The sequence below is a fragment of the Streptomyces sp. NBC_00285 genome (genome assembly GCF_036174265.1).
Taxonomy (GTDB): Bacteria; Actinomycetota; Actinomycetes; order Streptomycetales; family Streptomycetaceae; genus Streptomyces.
Genome location: NZ_CP108055.1, coordinates 4,604,426 through 4,627,371 on the forward strand (window position 1 = coordinate 4,604,426; position 22,946 = coordinate 4,627,371).

Genomic DNA, 22,946 nt, shown 5'->3' on the forward strand with positions numbered 1-22,946 from the left:
CCACGGCCCGACCGCGGGCCTCGCCGGGACACCCCGGACCCGCCCGGGACCGCGCAGTCACGCCCACAGCCCGACCGCGAGGCACACCGCCACGCTCACGGCCCCACCGCGAGGCACACCGCCCCCACAGCCCGACCGCAGGTCACACCGCCGTACCCACGCCCAGACCGCAGGTCACACCGTCATGAACCCAGGATCGACGTCAGGAACTCGCCCACCCAGCCGAGCAACTCCCGTCCGACCAACGGCTTTCCGCCGACCTTGGCCGTCTTCGGGCGCGGGACCAGCACCTGGTGCACGGACGGCTTGATGACGGTGCCCGGGTACAGCCGCTTGACCCGCAGTTCCTGGGACTCCCTCAACTCCACCGGCGCGAAGCGGATGTTGGTGCCCTGGAGGACGACCTCGCCGACGCCACACGCGCGTGCGAGCATCCGCAGCCCCGCCACGAGCAACAGGTTCTCGACCGGCTCGGGCAACTTGCCGTAGCGGTCGACGAGTTCCTCGCGTACGGCCTTGACGTCCTCCTCGGTGTTGACCGAGGCGATCGCCCGGTACGTCTGCAACCTGAGCCGCTCGCCCGGCGCGTAGTCGTGCGGGACGTGCGCGTCGACCGGGAGCTCGATCTTGACCTCCAGGGGCGGCTGCTCCTCGACCCCGCCCTCCAGGGCGGCCCGGTAGTCCGCGACGGCCTCGCCGACCATGCGGATGTAGAGGTCGAAGCCGACGCCCGCGATGTGCCCGGACTGCTCACCGCCGAGCAGGTTGCCCGCGCCCCGGATCTCCAGGTCCTTCATCGCCACGTACATGCCCGCACCCATCTCGGTGTGCTGGGCGATGGTGGCGAGGCGTTCGTGGGCCGTCTCCGTGAGCGGCTTCTCAGGCGGGTAGAGGAAGTAGGCGTAGCCGCGCTCGCGCCCGCGCCCGACCCGGCCGCGCAGCTGGTGCAGCTGGGAGAGGCCGAAGTTGTCGCCGCGCTCCACGATGAGCGTGTTCGCGTTGGAGATGTCGATGCCGGACTCGACGATCGTGGTCGACACGAGCACGTCGAACCTCTTCTCCCAGAAGTCGACGACGACCTGTTCCAGCGCCTGCTCGGACATCTGGCCGTGCGCGGTGGCGATGCGCGCCTCGGGGACGATCTCGCGCAGGCGGGCGGCCGCCCGGTCGATCGACTCGACGCGGTTGTGGATGTAGAAGACCTGGCCCTCGCGCAGCAGTTCACGGCGGATGGCCGCGCCGATCTGCCGCTCCTCGTACGGCCCGACGAAGGTGAGCACCGGGTGGCGCTCCTCCGGGGGCGTGGTGATCGTCGACATTTCGCGGATGCCGGTGACCGCCATCTCCAGGGTGCGCGGGATCGGGGTCGCGGACATGGTCAGGACGTCGACGTTCGCGCGGAGCTTCTTCAGCTGCTCCTTGTGCTCGACGCCGAAGCGCTGTTCCTCGTCGACGATGACCAGGCCGAGGTCCTTGAACTTGGTCTCCGAGGAGAACAGGCGGTGGGTGCCGATGACGACGTCCACCGAGCCCTCGCGCAGGCCCTCCAGGGTGGCCTTCGCCTCGGTGTCGGTCTGGAAACGGCTGAGCGCCTTCACGATCACCGGGAACTGCGAGTACCGCTCGCTGAACGTCCCGAAGTGCTGCTGCACCAGCAGCGTGGTCGGCACCAGCACCGCGACCTGCTTGCCGTCCTGGACGGCCTTGAAGGCGGCGCGGACCGCGATCTCGGTCTTGCCGTAGCCGACGTCGCCGCAGACCAGGCGGTCCATGGGGATCGACTTCTCCATGTCCTCCTTGACCTCGGAGATGGTGGTGAGCTGGTCGGGTGTCTCCACGTACGGGAAGGCGTCCTCCAGTTCGCGCTGCCAGGGCGTGTCCGAGCCGAACGCGTACCCGGGTGCCGCCATCCGCGCGCTGTACAGCTTGATCAGGTCGGCGGCGATCTCCTTGACGGCCTTCTTCGCGCGCGCCTTGGTCTTCGTCCAGTCGGCGCCGCCGAGCCGGTGCAGGGTGGGGGCCTCACCGCCGACGTACTTGGTGATCTGCTCCAGCTGGTCGGTGGGGATGTAGAGCCGGTCGCCGGGCTGGCCGCGCTTGGCGGGGGCGTACTCGACGACGAGGTACTCGCGCGTGGCGCCCTGCACGGTCCGCTGGACCATCTCGATGTAACGGCCGACACCGTGCTGTTCGTGGACGATGTAGTCGCCCGCCTCCAGGGTGAGCGGGTCGATCGTCTTGCGGCGGCGCGCCGGCATGCGGGCGCCGTCCTTGCCGGCCGCCTTCTGCCCGGTCAGGTCGGTCTCGGTCAGGACCACGAGCTTCAGCGCCGGGTCGACGAAGCCGTAGTCGATCGAGCCGCACGCCACGTGCACGACGGACGGGGAGATCGCTCCCAGGTCGGACTGAAGGCGGGCCGCGACGCCCTCGCCGCCCAGCACCTCGACCGTACGGGCCGCGGGGCCGTGCGCCTCGGTCACGAAGACCGCGCGCCAGCCTTCGGCCAGCCAGCCCTTGGTGTCGGCGAGCGCCTTGGCGGTGTCGCCGCGGTAGGTCTCGGGAGCGTGCATGCCGAGCTGGAGCGTGTCCGCCTCGAACTCGAGATCCGCCGCGAACGGCGACACCGACCACCACATCATGTCCAGCTCGCGCGCACGGTCCCGGACGTCCGCGATGGACCACAGGGAGGCCGCGCCGACGTCGATGGGCGCCTCGCCGCCGCCCGCGGTGGCCGCCCAGGAGGCGTGGAGGAACTCCTGCGAGGTCGCGACGAGATCGGACGCACGCGTGCGTACCCGCTCCGGGTCGCACACGACGGCCATGGAGCCCTTGGGCAGGACGTCGACCAGCAGTTCCATGTCGTCGACGAGGACGGGAGCCAGGGACTCCATGCCCTCCACGGCGATCCCCTCGCCGATCTTGCCCAGCAGCTCGCCCAGCTCGGGGTGCTGTTCGGCGAGGGCACGCGCGCGTGCTCGTACGTCGTCCGTCAGGAGCAGTTCGCGGCAGGGCGGGGCCCACAGTCCGTGGTCGGCGACCTCAAGGGACCGCTGGTCGGCGACCTTGAAGTAGCGGATCTCCTCGACGTCGTCGCCCCAGAACTCGACGCGCAGGGGGTGTTCCTCGGTGGGCGGGAAGACGTCGAGGATGCCGCCTCGTACGGCGAACTCCCCGCGCTTCTCGACGAGCTCCACACGCGCGTACGCGGCGGCGGCGAGGGCTTCCACGATCGCGTTCAGGTCGGCGGTCTGCCCGGTGTGCAGGGCGACCGGTTCCAGGTCGCCGAGCCCCTTGACCTGCGGCTGGAGCACGGACCGTACGGGCGCGACGACCACGGAGATCGGGCCGGTCTCGGGGTCGTCGGGGCGGGGGTGTGCGAGGCGGCGCAGGACGGCCAGGCGTCGGCCCACGGTGTCGCTGCGGGGGCTGAGGCGCTCGTGCGGGAGGGTCTCCCAGGACGGGTACTCCACGACCCCCGCCGGCGGGAGCAGGGAGCGCAGGGCCGCGGCCAGGTCCTCCGCCTCGCGGCCCGTCGCCGTCACCGCGAGCACCGGCCGGCCGGCCTCACGCGCGAGGGCGGCGATCGCGAGGGGGCGCGCCGCCGGGGGACCGACCAGGTCGACGTGCATGCGGTTGCCGTCCTGGGCCGCCGTGATCGCTTCCGCGAGGGCGGGGTCCTTGACGACGGCGTCGAGCAGACCGTGCAGACTCATTCTGGGCGGCTTTCGTCCGGGGGTTCGACAGGGTGGTCGACTGGGGGCGGGCAACGCGAAGGGCCCGACGCGGTGAAGAGCCGGGGGGTCTCCAGCCTACGACGGCGTCGGCCCGGCCGTCGGAGCCTGTGGACAACCTCCGCCCCGCCACCGGCCACCGCCACCGGCTATCGCCACCGCCCACTCGGCGGCACCCAGCATCCCCGCACACCCAACACCGCCCCGCGCTCCGCACCCCCGCACCCCCCACCGGGAACGAAAGAACCCGGCGCCGAGAAGTCCCCCGTGACTTCTCGGCGCCGGGCGTTCCCCCGTGTCAGGGTGGCTTGTGGGTGGCTATTCGGTCGCGATCGCGTTCAGGACGTTCATCCGGCCCGCCCGGAACGCCGGGATCAGGGCGGCGAACAGGCCCACGAAGGCCGAGCCGACGAAGACCGCGATGATCGTCGGCCAGGGGATCTCCAGGACCTTCAGACCCTGCAGGGCGAGGAGCTTCTGCGCGGTCGCGCCCCAGCCCATGCCCAGCCCCAGCCCCAGCAGTGCGCCGAAGAGCGCGATCACCACCGACTCCAGGCGGATCATCCGCCGCAGCTGGCGCCGCGAGAGGCCGATGGCCCGCATGAGGCCGATCTCCCGGGTCCGCTCGACCACCGAGAGCGCCAGGGTGTTCACGACACCCAGGATCGCGACGATGATCGCGAGGGCCAACAGGCCGTAGATCATGTTGAGGAGCTGGCCGATCTGGTCCTTGAACGCCTGCTTGTAGTCGGTCTGGTCGCGCACGGTGTACTGCGGGTAGTCGTGCAGCGCCGACTTCAGGGACGTGTACGCGGCGTCCTGCTGCCCGTCCTTGGCGTTGGCGAAGACCAGCTGGTCGAGCGGCATCTTGTCGGCCGGCACGTACTTGGCGAGGGTGGCGGTGGAGATGTACTTCGAACCCGCGTCGATGATGCCCTCGCTGCTCGTGATGGCCCGCACCGTCAGGTTCGCGGTCGCACCGTCCTTGAAGGCGATCCTGATCTTCGACCCGAGGTGGATGCCGTGCGCCTTGGCGAACTTCTCGTGCACGGACATCGAGTCGGGCTTGTAGGCGTCGGCGAGCGTTCCGGCGACCGTCTTGGTCCGCAGAACGGTCGCGTACGTCGGGTCGGCCGCCGTGATGTCGGTGTCCTTGAGCGTCTTGCCGTCGGGGGTCGTGTAGTCGGCCTCCGTCGTCTTGTACTCGGTGACCTTCTCGAGTCCCGGGGTGTTCCGCACGGCCTTCACAGCCGCCGGCGTGACCATCTGCCCGCTGTCGGACTGGATGATGAAGTCCGTGCCGACCGTCTTGTCGAGCTCGTCCGTGGCCGAGGCGACCATGGACGAGCCGACGACCGAGAGACAGGCGACCAGCGCAAGGCCGATCATCAGGGCGGCGCCCGTGGCTCCCGTACGGCGCGGGTTGCGCAGGGCGTTGCGCTCGGCCATGCGGCCGACGGGACCGAACACCCGCAGGACGACCGCGCCCAGGACGCGAACCGCGACACCCGCGAGGAGCGGGCCGATCACGACGAAGCCGATCAGGGAGAACACCACGCCGAGGGCCAGCCACGCGGAGCCCTCCTGGGCCTTGTCGGCGTTGGCAGCCAGGTAGAGCAGGCCGACGCCGACACCGGTCAGGAGCGTGCCCACCAGGGCGCGTACCCGGCCGGCCTTGGCATCGGCCGGGGCACCCGCGTCGCGCAGCGCCGCCATGGGCGAGACCTTGCCCGCGCGGCGGGCCGGCAGCCAGGCGGCGAGGACGGTGACGACCACGCCGAGAAGCAGCCCGACGACCGGGGTGGTCCAGGCGATCGTGAGGTCACTGGTCGACAGGTGCATGCCCATGGAGCCCATGAGCTTCATCAGCCCGACCGCGAGCCCGACGCCGGCGCCCACCCCGAGCACCGACCCGAACACGCCCAGGAGGAGCGCCTCGACCAGCACAGAGCCGTTGACCTGCTTGCGCGAGGACCCGATGGCCCGCATCAGCCCGATCTCACGGGTGCGCTGTGCGACGAGCATCGAGAAGGTGTTGATGATCAGGAAGATGCCGACGAGGAAGGCGATCCCGGCGAAGCCGAGCATCGCGTACTTCATGACGTTCATGAAGCCCTCGACGTCTTTCTGGTTGGCGTCGGCGGTCTCCTTGGCCGTCTGCACCTTGTATCCGCCGCCGAGCTCGGCCGCGACGTTCTTCTTCAGCTGGGCGTCGGTGACCCCGGACGCGGCCGTGACGTTGACGTTCGTGAACACGCCCGCCTTGCCGACCAGCGTCTCCTGGGCCGTCCTCGTGTCCAGGTAGAAGATCGCGGCACCGGGGTTGGTGACCTGGAACGCGGCGACGCCGGAGATCTTCGCAGTGTGCGTGCCGACGGCGCTGATCACGCCGATCTCGTCACCGAGCTTCAGGTGGTGCTTGTCGACGGTGTCCTTGTCGACCATGACCTGGCCGGAGTTCTTCGGCACCGCACCGGAGGTCACCTTCATGGTGCGGGCGTCATTGCCGTTCCAGCTGCCGACGATGGTCGGGCCGCCGCCGGACGGCGAAAGGCTGTCCTTGTCGGCGTCCACCACGGTCACCGAGGTCGAGAAGACGGTCCCCTCCGCCGTCTTCACGCCCTGCGCCTTGCGTACCTCGTCGACCACGGCGGCCGCCATGACCGGCGGCTTGCCGTTGTCGGAGGTCGTCTCGCCGCTGTCGGAGGCGCCCTTGGCGCTCACCGTCACGTCCGAGGAGGTGGCAGCGAAGAGCTTGTCGAACGTGGTGGACATGGTGTCCGTGAACACCAGCGTCCCGCACACGAAGGCCACCGACAGAATGACGGCCACGGCCGACAGGGCCATGCGTCCCTTGTGCGCGAAGAAATTGCGCCTGGAGGTCTTCATGACGGTCATGACGTGCGCCCCCGGGCGTCGAAGTCCTTCATGCGGTCCAGGACGGCCTCGGCGGTCGGCTTGTACATCTCGTCGACGATCCGGCCGTCGGCGAGGTACAGCACACGGTCCGCGTAGGAGGCGGCCACCGGGTCGTGCGTGACGATCACGATGGTCTGCCCGAGTTCGTCGACGGAGCGGCGCAGGAAGCCCAGCACTTCGGCACCCGCGCGCGAGTCGAGGTTTCCGGTCGGCTCGTCGCCGAAGATGATCTCGGGCCGGGCGGCCAGGGCGCGGGCCACTGCGACGCGCTGCTGCTGGCCGCCGGAGAGCTGGGTGGGCCGGTGCTTGAGCCGGTCGGAAAGGCCGACCGTGTCGACCACCTGCGCGAGCCACTGCTTGTCCGGCTTGCGCCCGGCGATGTCCATGGGCAGCGTGATGTTCTCAAGGGCGTTGAGCGTCGGAAGCAGGTTGAACGCCTGGAAGATGAACCCGACCCGGTCCCGGCGCAGTTGCGTGAGCTTCTTGTCCTTCAGGCCGGTGATCTCGGTGTCGTCCAGATGGATCTGACCGCTCGTCACGGTGTCGAGCCCGGCGAGGCAGTGCATGAGGGTGGACTTGCCCGACCCCGAGGGGCCCATGATCGCGGTGAACTGACCGCGAGCGATGTCCACGTCCACATGGTCGAGGGCGACGACACGGGTCTCACCGGACCCGTATGCCTTGACGACCTGTCGCGCCCGCGCGGCAACGGCCGTACGCCCTCCAGTGCCCCCGTGCCTGGTGATGGTCACAGCCGATGTCACGGTATGTCTCCTATATCGGTCAGCCAATGAGCCGCCGGGATCGCCCGGCGTTCGGTAGGTGCTGGTGCTTGTTGCCTGCTTGGCTACGGCGTTCAGTCTGGTGCCGCGAGGCGGACCGGCGCGCTGGTGCTCGGCACCCTCTTCTACGGGGGAAAACCCCACCCCCGCAGCTCCGGCCGTCCCTCCCCACCGCTCCCCAGCGGCGTAAAACCAGGTTAAGGACGGACCGGGGCCTCTCTCCTCCTCCGGCAGTACGAACCCACCCCCAGCCGTAGTACGGAGGTACCCCTAGGGGCAGTCCACCGCCGGGTGGAGGCGATCTAGGGGTTCGCCTCCACCCTTCGGTGCAGCCGGGCTGCACCCTGCCGCCATGTGAGGACGGGTGGGAAGCTGTCGTACGGCAGATAGGTGCAGGGGGAACGAATCGGCGTGGACGACACGAAGCCGGCGACAGGCGAGTCCGCGGAGCGCCTGTCGACGGACCGGCACGGAGCCGTCGTGGCCGCTCCGATGCTCGCGATGGCGCCGGCGGCCCTCGCCTCCGTCACGCGCGCGTTGGACAGCAGTACGGGCCCGGAGGCGACCCGCGCGGCCATCGCGGACGCGGTGCACGCGGTGCATCTGGGGGCGGCGGGCGCGGCGGCACTGGCGTTCGTGGTGCTGCTGACGCCGGCGCCCCGGCGCTTCCCGGTGCTCAAGGAGCAGTGAGCCGAAGCGCCGGAACCCGCCGGGACAGCGCGCGAAGAGGACCGCGCCAGACCATGCGGGGACTTATCCAGGTGTTCGAGAACCGGGGCCCGCCTACGCTGGTTCGCATGGTCGAACTGGAGCGCCTGCGAGCCGATCACCTCGATGCCCTGCTGGCCTTCGAGCGCACGAACCGTGCCTACTTCGCCCGCTCCATTCCGGACCGCGGCGACGCGTTCTTCGCCGAGTTCCCCGCACGACTTCAGGCGCTCCTCGACGAACAGGACGCCGGTGTCTGCCACTTCCACGTCGTCCTGGACGAGGACGGCGAGCTGATCGGGCGGATGAACCTGATGGACGCGGAAGGCGGCACCGCCGAACTCGGTTACCGGGTGGCCGAGTCGGCCTCGGGGCGCGGTGTGGCGACGGCCGCGGTACGGGAGGTGTGCCGGCTGTCCACGACGGCGTACGGCCTCACCGGGATCACCGCGCGCGTGACGCTCGACAACGTGGCGTCCCGGACCGTCCTCGAACGCAACGGCTTCACCGTCACCGGCACGTTCACCCTCAACGACCGCCCCGCCGTCCACTACGCGCGCGTGCACCTCGGTCACTGACACGGTGGGAAGCGTCCATCCGGACAAGCCCGCACGCACGAACACCACACTGCCGAACACCATGCGCGAAGTCGCCGTCCATGCACCCGAAGTAGGCGTCCGCGCACGCTCCGATGAGACCAAAAGTCTGAGTTAACGGGGGTAACACCGCAGGTCAGAGAAGTAAGCGCATACCGACCGATCAGTTTGGCGAAAGGGATGTACAACTCCGAACCGACGAGTAACGTGCGGGGCTCCGCTCACCCCTCCACCCCCCAACTCCTGTGGTCCGCACCGCACCGGACCCGAGCCGCACAAGGAGCACCGGGATGTCCCACGACCGGTCACAGCCGTACACCAGCTACCCCTGGCAGCCGCCCGCCCCGCCGCCCGAGCCGGTCCCCCGGCGCCCTCGGCACCGCCCCCCGCTCGGCCACCACAGCGACCTGCGAATCCTGCGCAGCGCCTATCGCTGGCAGCGGCGCACCGCCACCCTCACCGCGCTCGGCTACTTCACGCTCTTCCTGGTGCTCTCCGCCTGCGCCCCGTCCTTCATGGCGGGCGGCGGCACCGACGGACTGCCCACCGGCCTGCTCCTCGCCCTGCTCCAACTGCCCGTCACCTGGCTGGCGATCGCCGTGTACGAGCACACTGCCCGCCGCTACGTCGACCCGCTCGCGGACCGCATCCGCAAGCAGTCCGAGGTCGACGCGAGGCGAGGGGCGGGAGCGCGATGACCGGCTTCAGCGACTCCGCGCAGGCGATGAGCCTGGTGGCGTTCTCCGCCGTCGCCACCCTCACCCTCCTGCTGTGTGTGATGACAGGCCCGGACGGTGACGACCTCGACGAGTTCTACACCGGCTACAACTCCCTGTCCCCCGTACGCAACGGCCTCGCCATCGCGGGCGACTACATCTCCGCCGCGACCGTCCTCGGCACCGGCGGGGTCATCGCACTCTGCGGCTACGACGGCATCGTCCTCGCCCTGAGCACCGCCCTGTCGCTGATGCTGCTGATGTTCCTGCTGGCCGAACCCCTGCGCAACGCGGGCCGGTTCACCATGGGGGACGCGCTCGCGCGCCGGATGCCCGGGCGTGCCGTGCGGATCGCGGCGTGCCTGGTCACCCTCGCCGCGCTGCTGCCGCTGATGCTGGTGCAGCTCGCCGGGGCCGGCCAACTGCTGGCGTTCATCCTGGGGTTCTCCGGTGACTCGCTGAAGACGGGCTTCATCATCGGCCTCGGCCTGCTGATGATCAGCTACGCGGCCATCGGCGGCATGAAGGGCACCGCGCTCATCCAGATCCTGAAGATGGTCATGCTGCTCGGGTCGGGCGCCGTGATCGCCGTACTGGTCATGCACCGGTTCTCCTGGAACCCGAGCGCACTGTTCGACACGGCGGCCCGGCAGAGCGGGGTGGGGCGGGACTTCCTGACGTCGGGACTGGAGTTCGCGGGCGGGCCGTATCCGCGCGTCGACATGATCACCTCGCAGCTCGCCGTCGTCATCGGCGGCGCCTGTCTGCCGCACGTCACCATGCGCATGTACACCGCCTCCAGCGCCCGCCAGGTGCGGCGTTCGATGTCCTGGGCGGTGTCGGCCGTGGCCGTGTTCGTCGTGGTCATCACGGTCGTCGGGGTCGGGGCGACGGCCCTGGTCGGGCGGGCGGCGATCGCGCAGGCGGATCCGCAGGGCAACACGGCGTACCTCCTGGGGTCGCGGGCGGCCTTCGGGCCGGAGGTCTCGACCGGGGAGACCCTCCTGTTCACCACGGTCACCACGGCCCTCTTCCTCACCCTCCTCGCCTCCGTCGCCGGCATGATCCTCGCCTGCGCGAACTCCCTCGCCCACGACGTGTTCGCGGCGCGGACCCCGTCGATGTCGCCGCGCCGCGAGATCCTGCTGGCCCGGGTGTCCGCGCTGGCGGTCGGTGTCCCCACGATCTTCCTCGCGACGCAGATCCAGCACCGGAGCCTGCAGCCGCTGGTGATCCTGTCCTTCTGCGTCGGCGCGTCGGCGCTCGCCCCCGCCCTCGTCTACAGCCTCTTCTGGCGGCGCTACACGCGGACGGGACTGCTCTGCACGCTGATCAGTGGCACGCTGACGGTTCTGGTACTGATGCCGGGCACCAATCTCGTCTCCGGGTCACCGGTGTCGGCGTTTCCCGAAGCCGACTTCAACTGGCTGCCGTTCACGACTACGGGGCTGATCTCGATCCCGGCCGGGTTCGCCTTCGGGTGGCTGGGGACGGTGATCTCCGGGCGACGGAAGGCGGAGGAGCACCGCAGGCAGTACGAGGCGGTGGAGGGGTGGATTCTGGCGGGTGCGGTGCGGAGGGGGTGACGTGGGGGTGAGACGGGGGAGGCGGGGGCGGTTGTCGGGTGCGGGCAGGTGGGGGATGGTCGCGCCCACGCGGCGGAGCCGCAGATCGATACAGTCCCGCGCCCGTAGGTGGGTACAGCCGCCCCGACTCCCCAGCGTCCCTGTGTCACTCCAACGGCGCCGTCCTCCCCGTCAGTGCCGTCAGGCTGCTGCGTACGTGGTCCATCTGCGCCTGTACGTCGTCCCAGCGCTCCCCGTGCTCGCGCAGCACCCGCTCCGTCTCCCTCGCGATCCGCTCCGCCCGCGCCCGTGCCTCCGCGAGGATCTCCTCGGCACGCGCGTGTGCCTCTTCCTCGCGTCGCTGCACCGATGCCCCCGCATCCTCGAAGTCCTGCTCGGCCTCGGCCAGCGCCGCCTGAGCCCGCGTCACCCGTTCGGCGCTCCACGCGTCCGTCTCGGCCGCCCGCTTCTCCTCGGCCCGCTCCACCTCGGCCCAGCGTTCTGCTTCCTCGTCGGCCTGTTCGGCGAGCATCCCGATGGTGCTCTGCCGCACCTCGCGCAACCCGGCGAGCGCCTGCCCGCGCCCTTCCTTCAGCTCACGCCGCGCTGCGACACGGATCTCGTCGGCCTCGGCGCGTGCGGCGAGCAGCCGGTGGCGGGCACGTTCGTCGGCCTCGGCGCGCACGGTGTCGGCGTGCGCCTGCGCGGCATCCCGTACGCCGTCCGCGTGCGCCCGCGCCTCGTCCAATAGGCGCCGCGCCTCCTGCCGGGCGCCCTCCCGGACGGCCACGGCCTCCTCCTGCCCCAGCTCGAACAGCCGCCGCGCCCGCTCGCCGAGCGACTCGTACGACTGCGGGGCCAGCGCCGCCACGACCTCTCGCAGCCGGACCGTCTCCGCCTCCATCTCCCGGGCGAGCACGGTCAGCCGCGCGGCCCGTTCCCAGGCCGCGTCACGGTCCCGGGACAGGGCGGCTGCGTATGCGTCGACCTGTTCGGGGCGGTAACCACGCCCCCGTACGGCCACGAACCCCCGGGGCGACACCGATGCGCTGCTCATCCTGGAATCCCTCTCCGCCGAAACGACACGAACGGGCGCGAAATGATGATTTCGCGCACATCTTGATGTATCGGACGGAAATGTTCATAACGCGACACTCCGCGTACAGGTCACGGGCAGCACCGCCACCGTCTCCGCCGTCGCGCGTACACGAAAGGGCCGGGCCCGGTCGTTACGACCGGGCCCGGCCCTCCATACGCGTGTGGATCAGCGGCGGGGCGTCACAGCAGCCCGTCCCACATCTGTTCGAGAAGCACCGACCACCAGCTCTCCGGCGAACCCAGCGCCGCCGGGTCGAGCGAGGCCAGCTGGGCCTGGAAGTCGACGGTCCAACGGCCCGCCTGCTCCTGGTTCAGGCCGAAGCGGAGCCGCCACATCCGGCCCAGCAACGCCAGGCAGCGCTGGAACTCGGGCAGCCCCGTGTTCACGAACTGCGGCGGTACGGGCGCACCCCCCGGCCCCGCCTCCACCGGCACGGCGACGATGTTCGCCGTCCCGTACTGCACGCAGACCGCCTTGCCGAAGTCGCTGCCCATCACGAGATACGAGCCCGCGTCCGAGGCCGGCTGCACCCCGCGCTCGGCCGCCAGCTCCGCCAGCGTCGGCACCGGCCGCCCCGGCTGGGCCTGCGCCCAGAAGAACGGCCCCATGTCCAACGGCAGCCCCGCCACCACCAACGAGTGCGCCACGACCGGCGGCACACCCTGCCGGGACACCGCCGCCTGCTCGAACCGGAAGATCCCCGGCCCGAACGCCCCCGCCAGTTCCTGCGCCACGCCCTCCGGCGGAACCGGCGGCGCCGCCTGCACCGGCGGCAACGGCGACCGCACGGGTGCCGGGCGGGCCGGGCCGTCCGCCACCTGATGCAACTCGCCCTGGTGCAGCAGCAGTTGACGCATGCCCTGCTGCCGGCTCGCGTGATCCGTCCCGTACGGCGCGATGCTCGCGAGCCGCGCCTGCGGCCACTGCTCCCGGATCATCCGCGCGCAGTACGCGCCCGGCAGCTCGCACGACTCCAACTCGGTGTGCAGCTCCAGCACCTGGTCCGGCGGCACGTTCATGCCCCGCAGCTCATGGAAGATCTGCCACTCCGGGTGCGGGGTGCCCGGCGCCGACCGCCGGATCAGCTGCTGCTCCGACCCGTCCTGCGCACGGTAGCGAAGGACGGCCTGGTAGCCGGGACCGACGGTGGGCTGCGACTGCGGCGGATAGCCGTAGGCCGGGGGCGGCCCGGGCACGGGCTGTCCGGGCGGAGGCGCCAGACCCGGAGCCGCTACGGCACCGGGAGGCGGCGGAGGCATACCGGGCCCGCCCATCGGGGGCGCGGACAGCATGGTCTCCGCGTGATGCACGGCACCCGGGCCACCCTGCGCCCCCTGCGGTGCACCCGTCACGCCGGACGACTGCGGCCCACCGGCCCAACCCTGCGCGCCGGGAAACCCCGGCGGACCGGGCGGATGCGGGGTGGCAGCAGCGGGCCCCGGAACCGGCGGGTTCTGCGGTGTCCCCGGGCTCGCGGTCCCGTCGGCTCCCGGCGCCGACACGAACTGCGTGGGCACGTAACCACCCCCGCCGGGCGGCGGAGTCGGGCCGCTCCCCTGCCACACCCCGGGCGCTCCCGGGGCCCCGGGCGGATGCGGCGGCGTCGACCCCGCGGCCTGCTCGCCCCGCGTCGGAGGCGCCAGCCTGCTGGTGGCGACATCGGCGATGTCCCCGGCACTCGGCGCGGGCGGCGGCCCCGGAACACCGTGCCCCCCGGGACCTCCCGGCCCACTGCCGACCGCTTGCGGATACCCGTACGACGACCCACCCGACACAGCCGAAGAAGGCGGCACAGCACCGGTCCCCGGCCCACCCGAAGAAGGCCCACCCGCCGCACCCGGCCCCTGCGGATACCCGTACGACGACCCACCGGCCCCCGACGGCGACGCAGACGCAGACGCAGACGGCGGCACAGCACCAGCCACCCCGGCCCCGTTGCTCCCCGCCCCGTCGCCCCGGGTCCCCGAGATCCGCGCGGTCCTGGAGTCGGAGACCTCCGAGTCCGGCGAAGCGACCTCCTCCGTACCGCTCGGCACGTTCAGCGGCGGTGAGAACACCGTCTCCGGCAACGCCACGGAGAGGTCCTCACCCCCGTTGGTGTCGGTCCCGGTCCACGGCCTCGCCCCGGCCGGCACCTCGGCACCCCCGGCCACCTCATCACCGACAGCGGCACCGGCACCGGCAGGCGCACCGGCACCGGCCTCCGCCCCCGCAGCGCCGATCCCCAGCTTGTCCGCCGCGTCCTGCAACCACTCCGGCGGCGACAGAAGAAACGACGTCTGGTTCAGGTCGACCCGAGCAGCCGCCGCACCCCCCGGCCCCGCGTCCTCGGGCCCGTCCTCACGCCCGTACTCCTCCTCGTAGCGGCGGATCACCTCACCCACCGGCAACGAGGGCCACAACGTGGCCTCCCCGCTGTCCCGGGCGATCACCAGCCGCTGCGCACCCCCGTCCGACCGCGGCCCCTCCGCACGGTCCTCGGCCCACACCACGAACCCCAGGCCGAACTCCCGTACCCGCACCTCCCGATGCTGATACGACGGCACGTCCCCGTTGATCCACTCTTCCGCGCGCTCCTGCGCCTGCGCGAACGTCACCATCGGTCAGTTCACTCCCCAGCAACCGGAACGGACCGCGCGAACCCGCCGTCCACCATCAGGTTCGCCACCGTCTCCAACTCCGGCGGATTACCGGCCAGTCGGGACAGGAACACGTCGAAGTCCACACCGCACGGCAGCAACAACCGCTGCACCCGCTCGGCCGGCGCCAGCGAAGGATCGACGTCGCGCACGTCGTCGTACGCGCAGAACCACACCGAACCGATCCCCTCGCCCTTCACCTTCACGGCCAGCAGACCACCCTGGACGAACCCGACACACAGATAGTCCTTGGTCAGATGGTCACGCAGGCACTTGTTGGCGTACACGAGGTCGTTGACCGCCGCCTCGTCCCGCACCGTGAAGAACGGCTGGTCCACCAGGAGCCCCAACTCCGCGTCCAGCGCCGCCCCCACCGGCGCCGATCCGCCCGCCGCCTTCAGGAACGACCGGTACGCACCCGGCAGCCGGTACCCGAGATCCTCCTCGACCCCCAGCACCTGCGACTCGGTCACCGCCACCGACGACTTCGGCAGCCCGAAATGCGCCGGCCGCGTCTCCTGGAGCGGCCGCGTCCCCCGCTTCGTCTGATCGACACGTGTCGTCGAGATCCCGCCGTGATGCCGCAGCAACGCCTTCACCTCGACCGGAACCAACTCCAGCCGCCGCGACCCCACCACGTGATGCCACGTCCAGCCGTGCGGCGTCGCCACCGCGGGCACCGTGTCCCACAGGGCATGACCGGTCGCCGACAACGCCGCGTTCGCCGACACGTAGTCCGTCAGCCGCAGTTCGTCGACCCCGAAACCCTCCGGCGGCTCGGCGATCTCCGCGGCGGCACGCGCGTAGGGCGAGAAGTCGGGATAGCCGTGCTCGTCCACCCGCACCCCTCTGGGATGACGTGCGGCCCGGACCGGATCCGGGAAATGCACGACCTGCCCGGCATAGGCCGCGTTCGGCGGCGCGGCCTGCTGCCCGAGCCGACCTGTCGTCATGGCTGAAGCCCCCTGCGGCACTCTGGTACGGCTCGCAACAACCCTCGGCTGCCGCGCACCGTATCGACTGTCTCGTCCGTCCCCCACGCGTCAACCGCGCGCACCGCGGCAACCACGTGGATCGCGGTGCCGACAGCCTATGCGGTACGACGACACCGGTCACCGGGCACCGGCCGGCCCCCATCCACTTCCGTGACCAGCCGTCACCCCGCCGTGACAGCCAGCCCAAACCCGGGCGTGTCGCACCGCCCCAGCTTCCGCACCAGCCACGCCGTTTGGCAGTCTGTGACATCCGGGGGGATGCACGGGAGGGGACAACGCACGTGAACACGACACAGACAGGACCGCGCCAGGGACCGCACAACGGGACGACGAGCGGCACCGACGACCCGCACACCGGCGCGGGCGGCGACCCGCGCATCGGCTGGAGCAGCGCGGAGAGACCCCACGCACCCGCTCTACGGCACCGCCGCGACGGCATACTCCCCACGGTCGCAGCCGCCCTCTCGGTCCGCGGCGCCACCCTCACCTCCACCGCCGCCCGCGGCGACCTCACGCCGCCCCTGCACCCCCTCGTCCAGGATTTCCTCGACACCCTCGGCAGCGACCGACGCGACCGCTTCACCGGCCGCTGCGCCGAAGCCATGCTCATATCCCGGCACATCGCCGCCGCCGACGCCGCCCGCAGCAGGCGAGCCGCCCGCAAACCGATGACCAACGGCGAAGCCCGCCGCACCCTCAAGCAGGCCAAACTCACCGCCCGCCGCATCCGCGAGGACGGCGACCCCCTACACGGCAGCTTCGCCCCACCCTGCCGCGCCTGCACCGCCCTCAGCGCCCACTTCGGCGTCCACATCGTCGACCCGACGGCAACCGGCGGCTGATACCCCCACCCCCCACACACCGGCACCACCCGCACGACGGCGCCCCGAGCACCACCGCGCCCACCATGACCTCGACGAACGCGAAGGGCAGATGCACCCCGAACGCACCAACAGCACCCGCTTCCCCGTCCCCGTGGACGCCGCCCTGCGCACCGCCGGCTGGCAACCCGGACGCTGGGACATAAAGCAGGCCGAGATCTGGGCCGACACCCTGCGAGAACACACGTCAACCGCCGGACACCGGCACGCCGTGTTCCCCGCCGCAGTCGAAGCCTGGGCCGAGTTCGGCGGACTGCACCTGACCCCCACCGGCCCCGGCCGGCAGGTCGCCCCCGCCCACCTCCACCTCGACCCCCTGCACGGCCTCCACATGGCCCGCACCCTCGGGGACCTCGGCCGCGCCCTCGACACCGAGGTCTGCCCCATCGGCGCAGAGACCGACACCCAGGCCCTCATCGCCATCGACACCGAAGGCCGCGTCTACGTCCTCGACCACACCGGCGACTGGTACCTCGGCCCCGACATCGACCAGGCCCTCACCGGCCTCGTCTCCGGCATCGAACCCGCCCGCCTCACCGCGGGCTGAACCGGGGCCCTACACCGCCGGAATCACCGCCGACACCCTGAAACCGCCCGCATCCGTCGGCCCGGACACGAACACCCCGCCCAGCGCGGAGACCCGCTCCTTCATCCCCACCAGGCCGTTGCCCCCCGACGGCAACCGCGCCGACGCCGGCGACGGCACATCCGGCGGCGGCTCGTTCTCCACCTGCATCGCGATCTCCGACACCCGGTGCGCCAGCCGCACATGCGTCTTCGCCCCCGCCGCATGCTTGTGGGCGTTCGTCAACGCCTCCTGCACCACCCGGAACGCCGTCTGCTCGACCTGCGCGGCATACGACCGCACATCACCCTCGACCGAAAGATCCACGGCCATCCCCGCCGCCGCCGACTGCCCGATCAACACATCCAGATCATCCAGACAGGGCCCCTCGGCCTCCTCCACCACCCGAGACGCCGCCGCGGCCGCCGCCACTCCCACCGCAACCAACGGCACCGCCGCCCGCTCCTGCCGCCCGAACCCGTCCCCACTGCGCAGCACCCCGAGCATCTCCCGCAACTCGGTGAGCGCCTGCCGCCCCATGTCCCCCACCAGTGCGGCGTTCTTCACGGCCTTCTCCGGATCCTTACGGGCCACCGCCTGAAGCGCGGCCGCATGCACCACCATCAGGCTCACCCGGTGCGCGACGACGTCGTGCATCTCGCGCGCGATACGGGTCCGCTCCTCGTTCCGCGCCCACTCCGCGCGCTCCTCCGCCCGCTCCGCCAGCAGTTGAAGCTCCCGCTCGAGACTGTCGGCCCGCTCCCGCAGACTCTCCATGAGCCGGCGCCGGGCCCCCACGTACAAACCGAGGAGCAACGGCGGCGCGGTCATGCCGATCGCGGTCGTGATCGACACGAACGGTACGAACCAGTCCCCCAGGTCCAGATTTCCCCGGCCCGGATCCTGCTGCACCCGCACGAACATCACGATCAGCATCCCGACCAGCGACATCCCCGCCAGCGAGCCGATGATCCGGCGCGGCAGCTCGGACGCGGACAGCGTGTACAGGCCCACGATGCCCATCAGGTAGCCCATCTGGGCGGGCGTGATCGCGATCGAAACGAGAACGACAGCGATCGGCCACTTCCGCCGCACGACCAGAACTGACCCGGCCAGCACACCGAACACGATCCCCGCGGCCATCGGGATCCCCGCGTCCTCCGCGAACCGGATCCCCTCGAACCCACACTCCACCGCGGACGCCGCCGCCAGCCCCACGTCCAACGCCGCACTGCGCCACCATGCCCACCACCACGGCCCCGTCCGGGCCGTCGCGCTGTCTTCCCCCGTCGTGGTCATGCCTTCAGCCTACGTTCGGCGCCCGCCGGATTTCCGGTGACTTTCGACGACTGGCCTACACCACATCGAGTGACCGATCGACCACGAAACGACCCGGTATCACTGAGTCGCGGTGCTCGGGAGCGCCGATCTGCACCGTCGCATCGAAGGCCGGTGGTACGGCATAGTAGGAGGCGCCACTCGACGACCTGGCTAAATGTCCGGTTCAGTCGAGATTGTTCCCCCGTGGTGTAATTGGCAGCACTGTGGCTTTTGGTGCCATATGTCCGGGTTCGAGTCCTGGCGGGGGAGCCACACTCAGTTCGGGTCCTGATCGGTGACAGCACTGCCAGGGCCCACTCTCATGTCCCCCACGAAACGCCCCGGTATCCTGCGGAGGTCACCCACCCCCTCCACAGCCGAAGGGCATCCCGTGAGCGCCATTCGCCCGGCAGCCGTCGTCGTTCTCGCAGCGGGTGAGGGCACCCGTATGAAGTCGGCCACACCCAAGGTCCTGCACGAGATCTGTGGCCGCCCCCTGGTGGGCCATGTACTCGCCGCGGCCCGCGAGTTGGACCCCGAGAATCTCGTCGTCGTGGTCGGGCACGCCCGGGAGAAGGTCACCACGCATCTCGCCGGCACGGACGCCGACGTACGAACCGCCGTGCAGGCGCAGCAGAACGGCACCGGGCATGCCGTACGGATGGCGTTGGAGGAGCTCGGTGGTCGCGTCGACGGGACCGTGGTCGTCGTGTGCGGGGACACCCCCCTGCTGACCGGTGAGACGCTCAACTCCCTGGCCGCGACGCATTCCTCGGACGGGAACGCGGTCACCGTGCTGACGGCCGAGGTGCCGGACGCGACGGGTTACGGGCGGATCGTGCGGGACGGTGTCTCGGGTGCGGTGACGGGGATCGTCGAGCACAAGGACGCGAGTGCCGACCAGCGGGCCGTCCGGGAGATCAACTCCGGGGTGTTCGCGTTCGACGGGCAGTTGCTGGCGGACGCGCTCGGCAAGGTGCGGACGGACAACTCGCAGGGCGAGGAGTACCTGACGGATGTTCTCGGCATTCTTCGCGAGGCCGGTCACCGGGTGGGTGCCTGCGTTGCCGGTGACCATCGCGAGATCGCCGGGATCAACAACCGTGTGCAGCTGTCGGAGGCGCGGCGGATCCTCAACGACCGGTTGCTGACGCGCGCGATGCTGTCGGGTGTCACGGTGATCGATCCGGCGACGACGTGGGTGGATGTGACGGTCACGTTCGGTCAGGACGCGGTCGTGCACCCGGGTACGCAGTTGCACGGTTCGACGCATGTCGGTGCGGGCGCGGAGGTGGGCCCCAACAGCCGGCTCAGGGACACCCAGGTGGGGGTCGGCGCCCGGGTCGACAACACGGTCGCCGACAGCGCCCACATCGGCGAGGCGGCGACTGTGGGACCGTTCGCGTATCTGCGTCCGGGTACCCGGCTGGGTGCGAAGGGCAAGATCGGGACATTTGTGGAGACGAAGAACGCGACGATCGGGGAGGGGGCGAAGATCCCGCATCTCTCCTACGTCGGGGATGCGACGATCGGTGAGTTCACGAACATCGGCGCCGCGAGCGTGTTCGTGAACTACGACGGTCAGGACAAGCACCACACGACCGTCGGGTCGCATTGCCGCACGGGTTCGGACAATATGTTTGTGGCTCCTGTCACGGTCGGGGATGGCTCGTACACCGCGGCGGGGTCGGTGATCACGAAGGATGTGCCGCCCGGTTCGCTGGCCGTGGCCCGGGGCCAGCAGCGGAATATCGAGGGTTGGGTGGCCCGGAAGCGTCCGGGGAGTGCGGCGGCGAGGGCTGCCGAGGCTGCTTCCCGGGAGGGCGTGAGTGAGGACTGACCGGAAACAGGTGCGCCGAAGTCGTCGTACCGTGATAAGTGCACACCCGCACCCCACCAGCTGAGATGGCCCGTCGCGCCCAGCGGCGCGGTCTGTCGAGAGTCGGCTGAGACACCTCTGAGGAGACAGTGCTGTGACCGGGTTCAAGACGACCGGCGAGAAGAAGATGATGTTCTTCTCCGGCCGCGCCCACCCCGAGCTTGCCGAGGAGGTCGCCCAGCAGTTGGATGTCGGGGTTGTCCCGACGAAGGCCTTCGACTTCGCGAACGGTGAGATCTACGTCCGCTATCAGGAGTCGGCGCGCGGTGCGGACTGCTTCGTGATCCAGAGCCACACGGCTCCGATCAATCAGTGGATCATGGAGCAGTTGATCATGATCGACGCACTGAAGCGGGCGTCGGCCCGCTCCATCACCGTGATCGTGCCGTTCTACGGCTATGCGCGGCAGGACAAGAAGCACCGTGGCCGTGAGCCGATCTCGGCGCGGCTCATCGCGGATCTGATGAAGACGGCGGGTGCGGACCGGATCCTGACCGTCGATCTGCACACCGACCAGATCCAGGGCTTCTTCGACGGTCCCGTGGATCATCTCTTCGCGCTTCCGCTGCTCGCGGACTACGTGAAGGGGAAGCTCGACAGGAGCAAGCTGACGGTCGTGTCTCCGGACGCGGGCCGGGTGCGGGTCGCGGACCGTTGGTGCGACCGGCTGGGTGCGCCGCTGGCGATCGTGCACAAGCGGCGCGACAAGGACGTGGCGAACCAGGTGACCGTCCACGAGGTCGTGGGTGAGGTCAAGGGCCGTGTGTGTGTCCTGGTGGACGACATGATCGACACGGGTGGCACCATCTGTGCGGCCGCGGACGCGTTGTTCGCGCACGGCGCGGAGGACGTCATCGTGACGGCGACGCACGGTGTGCTGTCGGGGCCGGCGGCGGACCGTCTGAAGAACTCCCGGGTGAGTGAGTTCGTGTTCACGAACACCCTGCCGACGCCGGGTGAGCTGGGCCGGGACCTGGACAAGATCACGGTTCTGTCGATCGCGCCGACGATCGCGAGTGCGGTGCGTGAGGTGTTCGAGGACGGTTCGGTGACGAGCCTCTTCGACGAGCAGTAAGGGTTCTGCTGAAGATCCTTTTGGGTACGGCCTCCCTCTCCGAGTAGACTGCTCCAGTTGCTCGGCGAGGGAGGCCGTACCGCTTCGCAAGAAGGGATACGGCGGTCCGTTATCGACGCGCTCTTCGTAGCAGGCCGTTCGTGGCCGGGTGACCACGTCCGTGGCTTTTTCTACGAGGAGTGATCCATATGTCCGAGGTCAAGATCTCCGCCGAGACCCGTTCCGAGTTCGGCAAGGGCGCCGCCCGCCGTATCCGCCGTGAGAGCAAGGTTCCCGGTGTTCTGTACGGTCGCGGTTCCGACCCGATCCACCTGACCCTGCCGGGCCACGAGCTGCAGCTCGCCCTGCGTACGTCCAACGTCCTGATCTCCCTGGACATCGACGGCAAGAGCAACGAGCTGGCGATCCCGAAGTCCGTGCAGCGTGACCCGATCAAGGGTTTCCTGGAGCACGTCGACCTGCAGCTGGTGAAGCGCGGCGAGCAGGTCAACGTCGAGATCTACGTGCACACCGAGGGCGAGCTGGCCCCGGGCGCCTTCCTGCTGGAGCACGTCCTGAACGCGCTTCCGGTCCAGGCCGAGGCCACGCACATCCCCGAGTCGGTCACCGTCTCCATCGCGGGCCTGGCCGCCGGTGACTCCATCCTCGCCAAGGACATCACCCTGCCGAAGGGCACCACGCTGGCCGTCGAGGACGACACCGTCGTCCTGCAGGTCCTGGCCGCGCAGGCCGAGGAGGCCGCGGCCGAGGGCGAGGGCGACGCGGCCGCCGACGCCTGAGCCCCGACAGGCGCCGTATAAGCTCCAGCCGCTGCTCCCTTCGGGGGGCGGCGGCTGTTGCACGTGAGGAGACATGGACGTGACCACCCCTGCAGGTGCCCCGTGGCTGATCGTCGGGCTGGGCAATCCGGGGCCCGAGTACGCGGGCAATCGGCACAACGTGGGTTTCATGGTGGCCGATCTGCTGGCCGCGCGGGTCGGGGGCCGGTTCAAGCGGGCCGGTAAGGCGCAGGCCCAGGTCGTGGAGGGGCGGATCGGTCCGCCCGGTCCCGCGAGCCGGCGGGTGGTCCTGGCGAAGCCGATGTCGTTCATGAACCTGTCCGGTGGGCCGGTGAACGCGCTCAAGGACTTCTACAAGGTGCCGGTCGCAGGCGTCGTGGCGATCCATGACGAGCTGGACATCGACTACGGCGTGCTGCGGCTGAAGCTGGGTGGCGGGGACAACGGCCACAACGGGCTGAAGTCGATGACGAAGGCGTTCGGTGCGGAGTACCACCGGGTGCGGTTCGGGATCGGGCGTCCTCCGGGGCGTATGCAGGTCGCGGACTTCGTGCTGAAGGACTTCTCGTCCGGTGAGCGCAAGGAGCTGGACTTCTTCGTGGACCGGGCGGCGGACGCGGTGGAGGCACTGGTGTCCGAGGGACTTGAGCGGGCGCAAAGCACGTACAACTCCTGACTTGTCCGCCCGGCGGGTGGC

16 protein-coding genes, 1 tRNA gene and 1 pseudogene are annotated in these 22,946 nt (G+C 70.3%); 11 read left to right on the forward strand and 7 right to left on the reverse strand.

Annotated elements, in window-relative coordinates; all coding sequences use genetic code 11:
- Positions 1–182: 182 nt before the first annotated feature.
- From mfd to OHT57_RS21180, 3 genes are all read right to left on the reverse strand, one after another.
- The gene (gene mfd, locus OHT57_RS21170) at positions 183–3,713 is read right to left on the reverse strand and encodes a transcription-repair coupling factor (protein ID WP_328748032.1); all 3,531 of its coding nucleotides are present in this window, start codon (positions 3,711–3,713) and stop codon (positions 183–185) included.
- Between the two features lie 336 nt (positions 3,714–4,049).
- On the reverse strand, positions 4,050–6,629 hold the full coding sequence (locus OHT57_RS21175) for an ABC transporter permease (protein WP_328748033.1): 2,580 nt from the start codon (positions 6,627–6,629) through the stop codon (positions 4,050–4,052).
- Complete coding sequence (locus OHT57_RS21180; protein ID WP_328748034.1) at positions 6,626–7,414, reverse strand: ABC transporter ATP-binding protein; 789 nt, start codon at positions 7,412–7,414, stop codon at positions 6,626–6,628. The genes OHT57_RS21175 and OHT57_RS21180 overlap by 4 nt, the downstream gene beginning before the upstream one ends.
- Positions 7,415–7,948: 534 nt before the next feature.
- Between OHT57_RS21180 and OHT57_RS21185 the strand changes: the two are divergent.
- The 4 genes and pseudogenes from OHT57_RS21185 to OHT57_RS21200 all read left to right on the forward strand — a co-directional run.
- Positions 7,949–8,122 (forward strand): annotated as a pseudogene (locus OHT57_RS21185) (MFS transporter); the annotation flags it as partial.
- Positions 8,123–8,229: 107 nt separating this feature from the next.
- Complete coding sequence (locus tag OHT57_RS21190; RefSeq protein ID WP_328748035.1) at positions 8,230–8,718, forward strand: GNAT family N-acetyltransferase; 489 nt, start codon at positions 8,230–8,232, stop codon at positions 8,716–8,718.
- A gap of 308 nt (positions 8,719–9,026) precedes the next feature.
- Entirely contained in the window at positions 9,027–9,434 is a 408-nt protein-coding gene (locus tag OHT57_RS21195; protein ID WP_328748036.1) for a DUF485 domain-containing protein, read from the forward strand.
- A complete protein-coding gene (locus OHT57_RS21200; protein ID WP_328748037.1) occupies positions 9,431–11,038 on the forward strand; it encodes a sodium/solute symporter in 1,608 nt (535 codons plus the stop codon). Before OHT57_RS21195 ends, OHT57_RS21200 begins: the two co-directional genes overlap by 4 nt.
- 145 nt (positions 11,039–11,183) lie before the next feature.
- Here the strand turns inward: OHT57_RS21200 and OHT57_RS21205 are convergent, their stop codons facing one another.
- The 3 genes from OHT57_RS21205 to OHT57_RS21215 all read right to left on the reverse strand — a co-directional run bounded on the left by OHT57_RS21205 (position 11,184) and on the right by OHT57_RS21215 (position 15,708).
- A complete protein-coding gene (locus OHT57_RS21205) occupies positions 11,184–12,074 on the reverse strand; it encodes a cellulose-binding protein (RefSeq protein ID WP_328748038.1) in 891 nt (296 codons plus the stop codon).
- 221 nt (positions 12,075–12,295) lie between these two features.
- Entirely contained in the window at positions 12,296–14,716 is a 2,421-nt protein-coding gene (locus tag OHT57_RS21210; RefSeq protein WP_328748039.1) for an SUKH-4 family immunity protein, read from the reverse strand.
- An 8-nt stretch (positions 14,717–14,724) separates the two neighbouring features.
- Positions 14,725–15,708, reverse strand: a complete 984-nt coding sequence (locus tag OHT57_RS21215; protein ID WP_328748040.1) for an SMI1/KNR4 family protein — start codon at positions 15,706–15,708, stop codon at positions 14,725–14,727.
- A 323-nt stretch (positions 15,709–16,031) separates the two neighbouring features.
- On the opposite strand from OHT57_RS21215, the gene OHT57_RS21220 reads away from it, so the two are divergent.
- Together OHT57_RS21220 and OHT57_RS21225 are read left to right on the forward strand one after the other, a co-directional pair.
- Positions 16,032–16,592 carry a YwqJ-related putative deaminase gene (locus OHT57_RS21220; RefSeq protein ID WP_328748041.1) on the forward strand — a complete coding sequence of 187 codons (561 nt, stop codon included), beginning with the start codon at positions 16,032–16,034 and terminating at the stop codon, positions 16,590–16,592.
- A 91-nt stretch (positions 16,593–16,683) separates the two neighbouring features.
- Complete coding sequence (locus tag OHT57_RS21225) at positions 16,684–17,178, forward strand: SUKH-3 domain-containing protein (protein ID WP_328748042.1); 495 nt, start codon at positions 16,684–16,686, stop codon at positions 17,176–17,178.
- 9 nt (positions 17,179–17,187) lie between these two features.
- On the opposite strand, the gene OHT57_RS21230 is transcribed toward OHT57_RS21225, so the two are convergent.
- The gene (locus OHT57_RS21230; RefSeq protein WP_328748043.1) at positions 17,188–18,495 is read right to left on the reverse strand and encodes a sensor histidine kinase; all 1,308 of its coding nucleotides are present in this window, start codon (positions 18,493–18,495) and stop codon (positions 17,188–17,190) included.
- 219 nt (positions 18,496–18,714) lie between these two features.
- Here OHT57_RS21230 and OHT57_RS21235 point away from each other — a divergent pair.
- The 5 genes from OHT57_RS21235 to pth all read left to right on the forward strand — a co-directional run bounded on the left by OHT57_RS21235 (position 18,715) and on the right by pth (position 22,925).
- Positions 18,715–18,789: transfer RNA gene (locus tag OHT57_RS21235), tRNA-Gln, on the forward strand.
- A gap of 118 nt (positions 18,790–18,907) precedes the next feature.
- The gene (gene glmU / locus OHT57_RS21240) at positions 18,908–20,356 is read left to right on the forward strand and encodes a bifunctional UDP-N-acetylglucosamine diphosphorylase/glucosamine-1-phosphate N-acetyltransferase GlmU (protein WP_328748044.1); all 1,449 of its coding nucleotides are present in this window, start codon (positions 18,908–18,910) and stop codon (positions 20,354–20,356) included.
- 133 nt (positions 20,357–20,489) lie between these two features.
- Complete coding sequence (locus OHT57_RS21245; protein ID WP_328748045.1) at positions 20,490–21,470, forward strand: ribose-phosphate diphosphokinase; 981 nt, start codon at positions 20,490–20,492, stop codon at positions 21,468–21,470.
- Positions 21,471–21,658: 188 nt separating this feature from the next.
- Positions 21,659–22,249, forward strand: coding sequence for a 50S ribosomal protein L25/general stress protein Ctc (locus OHT57_RS21250; protein WP_328748046.1), 591 nt, complete (start codon positions 21,659–21,661; stop codon positions 22,247–22,249).
- A gap of 73 nt (positions 22,250–22,322) precedes the next feature.
- Positions 22,323–22,925 (forward strand): aminoacyl-tRNA hydrolase, encoded by a 603-nt coding sequence (gene pth, locus OHT57_RS21255; protein WP_328748047.1) that lies wholly within the window; start codon positions 22,323–22,325, stop codon positions 22,923–22,925.
- Positions 22,926–22,946: the final 21 nt, after the last annotated feature.

Bases quoted from the DNA above. Each gene is read 5' to 3' on its own strand.
- mfd (WP_328748032.1), bottom strand. From the start codon at position 3,713: ATGAGTCTGCACGGTCTGCTCGACGCCGTCGTCAAGGACCCCGCCCTC.
- OHT57_RS21175 (WP_328748033.1), bottom strand. From the start codon at position 6,629: ATGACCGTCATGAAGACCTCCAGGCGCAATTTCTTCGCGCACAAGGGA.
- OHT57_RS21190 (WP_328748035.1), top strand. From the start codon at position 8,230: ATGGTCGAACTGGAGCGCCTGCGAGCCGATCACCTCGATGCCCTGCTG.
- OHT57_RS21195 (WP_328748036.1), top strand. From the start codon at position 9,027: ATGTCCCACGACCGGTCACAGCCGTACACCAGCTACCCCTGGCAGCCG.
- OHT57_RS21200 (WP_328748037.1), top strand. From the start codon at position 9,431: ATGACCGGCTTCAGCGACTCCGCGCAGGCGATGAGCCTGGTGGCGTTC.
- OHT57_RS21205 (WP_328748038.1), bottom strand. From the start codon at position 12,074: ATGAGCAGCGCATCGGTGTCGCCCCGGGGGTTCGTGGCCGTACGGGGG.
- OHT57_RS21210 (WP_328748039.1), bottom strand. From the start codon at position 14,716: ATGGTGACGTTCGCGCAGGCGCAGGAGCGCGCGGAAGAGTGGATCAAC.
- OHT57_RS21215 (WP_328748040.1), bottom strand. From the start codon at position 15,708: ATGACGACAGGTCGGCTCGGGCAGCAGGCCGCGCCGCCGAACGCGGCC.
- OHT57_RS21225 (WP_328748042.1), top strand. From the start codon at position 16,684: ATGCACCCCGAACGCACCAACAGCACCCGCTTCCCCGTCCCCGTGGAC.
- OHT57_RS21230 (WP_328748043.1), bottom strand. From the start codon at position 18,495: ATGACCACGACGGGGGAAGACAGCGCGACGGCCCGGACGGGGCCGTGG.
- OHT57_RS21250 (WP_328748046.1), top strand. From the start codon at position 21,659: ATGTCCGAGGTCAAGATCTCCGCCGAGACCCGTTCCGAGTTCGGCAAG.
- pth (WP_328748047.1), top strand. From the start codon at position 22,323: ATGGACGTGACCACCCCTGCAGGTGCCCCGTGGCTGATCGTCGGGCTG.